The organism is Bradyrhizobium sp. SZCCHNR1043, assembly GCF_032489675.1.
GTDB lineage: Bacteria > Pseudomonadota > Alphaproteobacteria > Rhizobiales > Xanthobacteraceae > Bradyrhizobium.
The window spans coordinates 36,155-45,466 of sequence record NZ_JAUEYN010000027.1 but is presented as its reverse complement, the minus strand read 5'-3'; the positions used below and the strand labels follow the sequence as shown (position 1 = coordinate 45,466).

Genomic DNA, 9,312 nt, shown 5'->3' with positions numbered 1-9,312 from the left:
CCGCCGCGTGCGCGGCTCCGCGTCGCGCAGGAAACGGCGGAGACAACACAGCAGTGATCGAATAGTGTCAGGGATCAACCCGGTCGGTCACGGGCGAGGCTCAAAGTGACGAGCGCAGACCTCTAGCCATCAGCGGCAATCATGACCGCCGGCGGCTGTCAGCTGCCGGTCCGAGTAAACCAACAAATTCCGCATCCGTGGCCCCCCCAACCCCTCCCCGCAAGGGGGAGGGGAGCGGACCGCCGTTGTGGGAAGAGGACGCGCCAAAACCACCCACCCGCGTCGCTTTACCGGTTCTTAGCCATCCCCCCTTACCTTGCGCCCGCGGCGCCGGTTGCGCGCCGCGCATGAATGGAGGTTGCGATGGCAGAGCGGATGAAGGGCGAACGCGTCGTCTTCGAGCGCGGCATCCCGGCTTTCATGATGGGCATCGACGGCACCTGGCGGCGCAACTGCACCATTGAGGACGTCTCGGAGACCGGGGCGAAGCTGACGGTCGAGGGCTCGGTCGAAGGCCTGCACCTGAAGGAGTTCTTCCTGCTGTTGTCGTCGACCGGCTTGGCCTACCGGCGCTGCGAGCTGGCCTGGGTCAATGGCGACCAGATCGGCGTCACCTTCCTGAAGCAGGGCAAGAAGAAGACCAACAAGCGCGCCACAGCGGAGGCCTGACGGCGTACCGGGAGACACCTGCGGCATCCTGCATCGGGACGACGGCGCCGCCGTCGCACATTCGTCATCGCGCCGGGCTATCGCAACCGACCGAGACGATAGATGTTTTTGCGTGGTATGATTCGTGCGTACCACCTTTGATCGAGATTGCCTGAGATGCCCGTCAAGCCGCACAAAGCCATGGTCCTCGCCGCCGGTCTCGGATTGCGCATGCGCCCACTGACGGAGACGATGCCCAAACCGCTGGTGCGCGTCGCCGGCCGCCCGCTGCTCGACCATGTGCTCGACCGCCTCGCCGAAGCCGGGGTCACCGAAGCCGTCGTCAATGTCCACTATCTCGCCGACCAGATCATCGCGCACACGGCCGCGCGCAGCACGCCCCGCGTGATCATCTCCGACGAGCGCGACCAGGTGCTCGGCACCGGCGGCGGCGTCGTCAAGGCGCTGCCGCTGCTCGGCCACGAGCCGTTCTTCCACGTCAACTCCGACACGATGTGGATCGAGGGCGTGCGCCAGAACCTCTCGCGTCTCGCCGACGCGTTCGATCCCGAACGCATGGACATCATGCTGCTGATGGCGCCGACCGCGACCTCGATCGGCTACGCGGGTCAAGGCGACTACGCGATGCTCGCCGACGGGACCTTGCGCAACCGGCGGGAGCATCAGGTGGTGCCGTTCGTCTATGCGGGAGCGGCCATCATCTCGCCCGCGATCTTCGATGGCGCACCATCGGGCGAGTTTTCGCTGACGAAGATGTTCGACAAGGCGAACGAGCAGGACCGCCTGTTCGGCCTCCGCCTCGAAGGCGTCTGGATGCATGTCGGCACGCCGGCCGCGGTGGCGGAAGCGGAAGAGGCTCTGATGGAGAGTGCGGCGTAGCGGACTGCCCGTCGGGCGAATCAAGTCGGCGCATTGCGCGATTTGCTCCGCCTCGTCGGCGCCGACCCTGCGCTGGCATCGCTCAAATTATCTGCGTCGAGAAGCTATTTTCGTCCGCACATTCAACCCGATCCCGCTCGTCGCATTCGACGCGCACAAAATTCTTCTTTCGCTTTTGCAGAATTCGTGTTCTCTCATGCGCATCCCGCCTCGTTGCGAGGGGCGTATCGCGGTCGTCACGAACGTTGAGCGCGGGATGCGATGGCCTGTCAGAACCGCAGCGCGCTCATGCGCGCCGACGAACGGTTTTGGCAGGACGGCGAAATCGTAAGGTCCCGGCATCCCGATGCTGATGCCAAGCTCGCGCCGCTGCTGACGCCGCGCGCGGGCGACGGTGGCTACAAGCCGGCACACCGAGGAGAGGACGTATAAGCCGTCAACCCATCGCGCAGGGAAGGCCGGGTCGTTCCGGCTGAACCTGTGGTTCCTGCCCCGTGCACTCTTTCACGCACGGGGGCCACGGGCCTCAGCCGAGGCCCGGCCTTCCCTGCGCCCTTGCTTCGGATGAGGGCGAACGATTTGCATCACTCGGGCGCGACGGCGTCGCGGGAATGAGGACGCATGAGGCGCGGTCGGTGGCCTGCCTAAGATGGCGAATCGGGCGAAACTGCTTCCTCATATTCAGTGTCGTCCCGGCCAAGCCTGGCATCGCGCAGCGAGGCCAGGGCTTGGCCGGGACCCATATCCACAGGGGGGCGTGTTGCGTAGGCTAGCCATGACCATCGCGCCACAAACATCAGCCTGGGGCTATGGATCCCGGGTCGGCGCCTCCGACAGCGCTGACGCGCCGTCAGAGGCTTGCCCGGGACGACGGCGAATATGCGGAGGTCGCGTGATCACCTCACTTCATCCGAGTGGCGAACGTCATCCCGGACCGCCGCTTCACGCCGCGAACTGCCCCACCCGCAAGTTCTAGGCAGCCGCACCTGTCAACACCCATCCACACCCCCGATATGACCTGCGGCCGATCGCTCCCTATATAGACGCCTCGAGCAACCCGAATCGCAGGCCATGCGCGTCTTCACCGTTCCCATCTCGGCGCCGTTCCTGCGCAGCGTGATCGCGGCGCTGGTCGACGGCCGGCTGGTCGACGGCTTCGAGGCGCGCAGCGATCCCGCCCGGCTCGCGACCGCGACGCTGTATCTGCCGACGCGGCGCTCCCTGCGGGTGGCGCGCGAGATGTTCCTCGACGAGCTGAAGACCGATGCCGCGGTGCTGCCGCGGCTCGTGGCGCTCGGCGACATCGACGAGGACGAGCTCGCCTTCGCGGAGGATCGCGACGCGTTCCTCGGGCCGGCGCCGCTGGAGATTCCGGAACGGCTCGACGACCTGCAGCGCCGGCTCACCTTGGCGCGGCTGGTCGCGGCCTGGGCCAAGACGCCGGTCTCGGCGCCGCTGGTGATCGGCGGCCCGGCCTCGACGCTGGCCCTGGCCGGCGACCTGGCGCGGCTGATCGACGACATGGTGACGCGCGGCGTGTCCTGGGATGCGCTCGATGCGCTGGTGCCGGATCAGCTCGACAAATACTGGCAGTATTCGCTCGAGTTCCTGCGCATCGCGCGGACCGCGTGGCCTGCCTATCTGCAGGAGATCGAGCGCATCGAGCCGGCGGCGCGGCGCGATCTGCTGATCGCGGCCGAAGCGGCGCGGCTGTCGGCGCATCCCGATGGTCCCGTCATTGCCGCAGGCTCCACCGGCTCGATGCCGGCCACGGCAAAATTCCTGCTCGCCGTCGCCAAGCTGCCGCATGGTGCTGTCGTGCTGCCGGGGCTCGACACCGATCTCGACGAAGCCGCGTGGAGTTCGATCGGCGGCAGCAAAGATCGCGGCGGCCGCGTGCTGACGCCACCTGCCGTCAACCATCCGCAATATGCGATGCACCTGCTGCTCAAACGCTTCGGCCTGGAGCGGCGCGACGTGGTCCGTCTCGCCCCAACCGGCCGCGGCGGCCGCGAGGTGCTGATCTCAGAAGCGATGCGGCCGTCGGAAGCGACGGCGATGTGGCACGAGCGGCTGCGCCAGTTCGACATCGCCGCCAACATCGCCGAAGCAATGGACAATCTCGCTGTCGTCGCGGCCCCCAATCCGGAGATGGAGGCGCTGGCGATTGCGATCGCGATGCGCGAGGCGCGGCATCTCGGCAAGTCGGCCGCGCTGGTGACGCCGGACCGCGCGCTGGCGCGCCGCGTGATGGCGGCGCTGACGCGCTGGCATCTGACCTTCGACGATTCCGGCGGCGATGCGCTGTTGGAGACGCCAGCCGGCATCTTCGCGCGCCTCGCCGCCGAAGCCGCCGCGCGCGGACTGGAGCCGCCGACCTTGCTGGCGCTGCTCAAGCATCCGCTGTGCCGGCTCGGCCGCGCCGCGAATGGCTGGAGGAGTGCCATCGAGACGCTGGAGCTCGCCATGCTCCGCGGCACGCGGCCACAAGCCGGAAGCAGCGGGCTTGCGCGCGACTTCGCGCGCTTCCGCGACGAGCACACCAAGCTGCACCAGGGCGAAGCATCATCGCTGCACAAGGCCGAGCCGCGCGCGCGTCTCAGTCCCGAGCAGCTCGACCGCGCCGGCGGGCTGATCGCGCAATTGCAGACGGCCTTGGCGCCGCTCGAAAACCTCGCCTCGCCGCGCCCGCAGGATTTCGCCGAGCTCGCCGCGCGGCATCGCGAGGTGCTGATCGCGTTGTCGACCGACGATGTCGGTCTCAGCACCGCCTTCACCGATCGCGACGGCGCCGCGCTGTCGCGCTGCTTCGACGACCTGCTCGCGTCCGGCGAGCGCTGCGGCCTGATGGCGCCGCTGTCGGACTATCCGGATCTGTTCCATACCGCCTTCTCCGATCGGGCGGTGCGCCGGCCCGAGCGCCACGGTGCGCAGCTGCAGATCTACGGTCCGCTCGAAGCGCGACTGATGCAGGCCGACCGCATGATCGTCGGCGGCCTGATCGAGGGCATATGGCCGCCGGCGCCGCGCATCGATCCCTGGCTCAGCCGCCCGATGCGGCATCAGCTCGGGCTCGATCTGCCCGAGCGCCGCATCGGACTATCAGCACACGATTTCGCACAACTGCTCGGCGCGCCCGAGGTGATCCTGACGCACGCCGCAAAGTCCGGCGGCGCGCCGGCCGTGGCCTCGCGCTTCCTGCACCGTCTCGAAGCCGTCGCCGGCGCCGAGCGCTGGAAGGCGGCGACCGCGCGCGGCGAGACTTACGTCCGCTATGCCGAGGTGCTCGACCAGCCGGCTGCGGTGAAGCCGGTCGAACAGCCGGCGCCGAAGCCGCCGCTGGCAGCACGGCCGCTGCGCATGTCGGTGACCGCCATCGAGGACTGGCTGCGCGATCCCTACACCATCTTCGCGCGCTACATCCTGCGGCTCGATCCGCTCGATCCTGTCGACATGCCACTGTCGGCGGCCGATCGCGGCTCGGCGATTCACGAGGCGATCGGCGAATTCACGCAGACTTATGCTGATGCCCTGCCGCTGCATCCGGCGCATGCGCTGCGCGTCATCGGCGAGAAACACTTTGCGCCGCTGATGGAGCGGCCCGAGGCGCGGGCATTGTGGTGGCCGCGTTTCCAGCGCATCGCCGGCTGGTTCGCGGCGTGGGAGACCGCGCGGCGCGCGCAGATCGGCGCCATCACCGCGGAGATCCGCGGCGAGATCGGCATTCCCTTGGATCAGGGCCGCACCTTCATCCTGTCGGCGCGCGCCGACCGCATCGAACAGCGTGCCGAGGGCACCTACGCCATTCTCGACTACAAGACTGGCCAGCCGCCGACGGCCAAGCAGGTGCGCATGGGGCTGTCGCCGCAGCTCACACTCGAAGCCGCGATCCTGCGCGAAGGCGGCTTCGAGGGCATCCCGGCCGGCAGCATGATCAGTCAGCTCGTTTATGTCAGGCTGTCCGGCAACAATCCGCCAGGCGAAGAGCGCATCCTCGAGCTGAAGATCAACAAGAGCGACACGGCGCAGCACCCGGACCAGGCCGCGCAGGAGGCGCGCGCCAAGCTCGAAGCACTGATCCGCAGCTTCGAGGATGTCAATCAAGGCTACACCTCGCTGAACCTGTCGATGTGGGCGAACCGCTACGGCAGCTATGACGACCTCGCCCGCATCAAGGAATGGTCGGCGGCCGGCGGACTGGGAGTCGAAGAATGGTGAAGGCGCCCCGCCCCATTCCGCAGGCCGTGCGCGACGCGCAGACGCGCGCGTCGAATCCGGCGGCGTCGGCCTTCGTGTCGGCGAATGCCGGCTCGGGCAAGACGCATGTGCTGGTGCAGCGCGTGATCCGACTGCTGCTCGACGGCGTGCCGCCGGAGAAGATCCTCTGCATCACCTTCACCAAGGCCGCCGCCGCCAACATGGCCGAGCGCGTGTTCTCGACGCTCGGCCATTGGGTGACGCTCGACGACGACGCGCTCGACAGCGCGATCCAATCCACCGGCATCCCAAACCCCGACAAGAAGCTGCGGGCGTCGGCGCGAAAGCTGTTCGCCAGCGCGCTGGAGACGCCGGGCGGGCTGAAGGTGCAGACCATTCACGCGCTGTGCACGCGGCTGCTGCAACAGTTCCCGTTCGAAGCCAACGTGCCGGCGCGGTTCTCGGTGCTCGACGAGCGCGACCAGACCGAGATGATGGAGCGCGCCAATCTCAAGGTGCTGCTCGACGCCGCGCGGGCGCCCAACAGCGCGGTCGGCCGCGCGCTGCAGGTGGCGATGGCCAATGCGGCGGACTCGACCTTCAAGGATGTCGTGCGCGACGCCTGTCTCAGCCGCGATCATTTCATGGCCTGGACCGATGGCGCCGGGCGCGTCGAGGTCGCGGCGCAACAGCTCGGCGAGGTGCTCGGCATCAGCGCCGACGAGACGCTGGAAGCCATCGAGCGCGACATTGTCGACGGCCCCAATCTGCCACTGAGGGATTGGACCGACATCGGCGGCCGGCTCGACGGCGGCGCCAAGACCGATCAGAAGCAGGCCGAGCAGTTGCGCGCGGCGCTGGCGTTCTCGGGCGCCGATCAGGTCGATGAATATCTCCGCGTATTCCTGACCGAGGACAAGGAGCCGCGGAAGTCCCTGCTCACCAAGAAGTTCGCCGACGCCAATCCCGGCATCGCCGGCCTATTCGAATCGGAAGCGCGCCGGCTCGACCGCCTGATCGAGAAGCGCCGCGCCGCTGTCGTGCGCGACCGCACCGAGGCGCTGCTGCAGATCGCCACCGCGGCGGCTGCGAACTATCGCCGCGAGAAGGAGGAACGCGGTCTCCTCGATTATGACGACCTGATCGACAAGACGCTGGCGATGCTGAACCGCGTCTCGGCGGGCTGGGTGCACTACAAGCTCGACCGCGGCGTCGATCACGTGCTGATCGACGAGGCGCAGGACACGAGCCCACGGCAATGGGACATTGTCGCCCACATCATCGAGGAGTTCACCGCCGGCGCCGGGGCGCGCGACGGACTCACGCGTACGATCTTCGCGGTGGGCGACGAGAAGCAGTCGATCTTCTCGTTCCAGGGCGCCGACCCGCACGAGTTCGATGCGCGCCGGCGGCAATTGCAGAAGCGCTTCACCGACGCCGGGCTGTCGTTCGATCCGGTGTCCTTCACCTATTCGTTCCGCTCCGGGCCGACGGTGCTGCACGCGGTCGACCACGTGTTCCGCGAGCGCGAGGTCTACAGCAGCATCCACTCGCCTGACATCGGCCATCCTATCCACAACGCGCTGACCGATGCCGGACCGAGCATGGTCGAGCTCTGGAGCCTGTGCGAGCGCGACGACCGCAAGGAGATCGAGGGCTGGCGCGCGCCGTTCGACGGCGTCTCCGTCACCAGCCCCGAGGTCAAGCTTTCCCGGCGCATCCAGGCCGAGATCAAGCGGCTCATTCGTGTGGGGACGATGACCGGCCATGACGGTGCGCGGCGGCGGCTGAGCTATGGCGACATGCTGATCCTGGTGCGCCGTCGCGGCAACGCATTCGACGCGGTGATCCAGGCGCTGAAGCATGCCGGCATCCCCGTGGCGGGCGCCGACCGGCTCAAGCTGACCGAGCACATCGCGATCATCGACCTGATGAACCTCGCCGACGCGCTGCTGCTGCCGCAGGACGATCTGGCGCTGGCGACCGCGCTGAAGAGCCCGTTGTTCGGGCTCGACGACGACGATCTGTTCAAGCTCGCCTGGCAGCGCCGCGGGTCCTTGCGAGATGCGCTCGTCGCGCACGCGACAACGGACGAGCGGCTGCAGGGCGTGGTGCGCCGGCTCCAGCAATGCGAGCGCCGTGCCGCCGAGGACACGCCGTTCGCCTTCTATGCCTGGCTGCTCGGCGGCGATGGCGGCCGGCGACGCGTCCTGGCGCGGCTGGGTCACGAGGCCAATGACGCCCTCGACGAATTCCTCGAGCTCGCGCTGTCCTACGAGCGCAAGGCGCCGGCCGCGCTGCAGGGCTTCGTCGCCTGGCTGCGCGCCGCCGACACCGAGGTGAAGCGCGACATGGAGATCTCGCGCGACGAGATCAGGGTGATGACCGTGCACGGCGCCAAGGGCCTCGAGGCCTCCGTCGTCTTCCTGGTCGACACCACCTCGTCGCCGGCGGATTCGCAGCGGCTGCGGCTGATCCACGTGCCGCATGGCGAGCAGGAGATCGTGGTCTGGGCCGGGCGCAAGGCCGACGATCCGCAAGCCGTCGCGGCGGCACGCGTGGCGATGCTCAAGGAGACCGAGGACGAATATCGCCGGCTGCTCTATGTCGCGATGACCCGCGCCGCGGATCGGCTGGTCATCGGCGGCTGCATGCCGGGCAACATGAACAACGTCCGCGGCGGCAGCTGGTACGACCTGATGGCGCGCGGGCTCGATGCCGCGGGGCTGCAGATCGAGGTGATCGAAACCGAAGACGGACCGGTCAAGCGCTATGCGCGGGCCGAGGACATCGCGGAAACCGCTGCTGACGAAACGCGGCGCATGGTCGAGACGGCGGTCGAGCTGCCGGCTTGGCTGCGCACGGCGGCGGTGGAGGCGCCCGGCGAGGTCGCCGTGCTCAGGCCGTCCGATCCATCCGCCGACGAGCGGCCGGTGCGCACGGGCGAATCGCTGGCGGCGCGCAGTCTTGCGATGCAGCGCGGCACGCTGGTGCATCGCCTGCTGCAGTCGCTGCCCGACGTGCTGCCGGAGCGGCGCCGCGACGCCGCGCTGCGATATTTGATTCGCAATGCCGCCGACTGGCCGGACGACGACCGTGCGGGTCTCGCGGACCGCGTGCTCGCCGTCATCGAAGACCCGCGCTTTGCCGCGGTGTTCGCGGCCGGGAGCCGGGCGGAAGTCTCGATCGTGGGCCGCCTCGCACTGGCCGGCCAGCCGCCGGCGCTGGTCTCCGGCCAGATCGACCGACTGGTGGTGACCGAGGCCGAGGTGCTGATCGTCGACTTCAAGACCAACCAGCAGCCGCCCGCGGAGCTGGCCGACGTGCCCCCGGCCTATGTCCGGCAGCTTGCGCTGTACCGCGCCGTGCTTGGCCAATTGTACCCCGGGCGCGCCGTCCGGGCCGCCCTGCTCTGGACCGAAGCCGCTGAATTCATGGAGCTTCCGGCCTCCGCGCCGGACGCCATGCTGCCATCCGATCCCGACTGAGTGAGCCCGCTTGACCCGGCATCACGCCATTCCTACTTTGACATCCACGCTGAGGCGGCGCGTCCGCGCCGCTCCCTCC

General features: G+C 68.4%; 4 protein-coding genes. All 4 read left to right on the top strand.

The window, feature by feature from the left end:
- Nucleotides 1-363 precede the first annotated feature (363 nt).
- Nucleotides 364-669 carry a PilZ domain-containing protein gene (locus QX039_RS32730; protein ID WP_008963143.1) on the top strand — a complete coding sequence of 102 codons (306 nt, stop codon included), beginning with the start codon at nt 364-366 and terminating at the stop codon, nt 667-669.
- Between the two features lie 156 nt (nt 670-825).
- Complete coding sequence (locus tag QX039_RS32725; protein WP_315741224.1) at nt 826-1,548, top strand: nucleotidyltransferase family protein; 723 nt, start codon at nt 826-828, stop codon at nt 1,546-1,548.
- A gap of 1,071 nt (nt 1,549-2,619) precedes the next feature.
- Entirely contained in the window at nt 2,620-5,766 is a 3,147-nt protein-coding gene (gene addB, locus QX039_RS32720) for a double-strand break repair protein AddB (RefSeq protein ID WP_315741225.1), read from the top strand.
- Nucleotides 5,760-9,233 (top strand): double-strand break repair helicase AddA, encoded by a 3,474-nt coding sequence (gene addA / locus QX039_RS32715; protein WP_315741226.1) that lies wholly within the window; start codon nt 5,760-5,762, stop codon nt 9,231-9,233. The genes addB and addA overlap by 7 nt, the downstream gene beginning before the upstream one ends.
- Nucleotides 9,234-9,312: the final 79 nt, after the last annotated feature.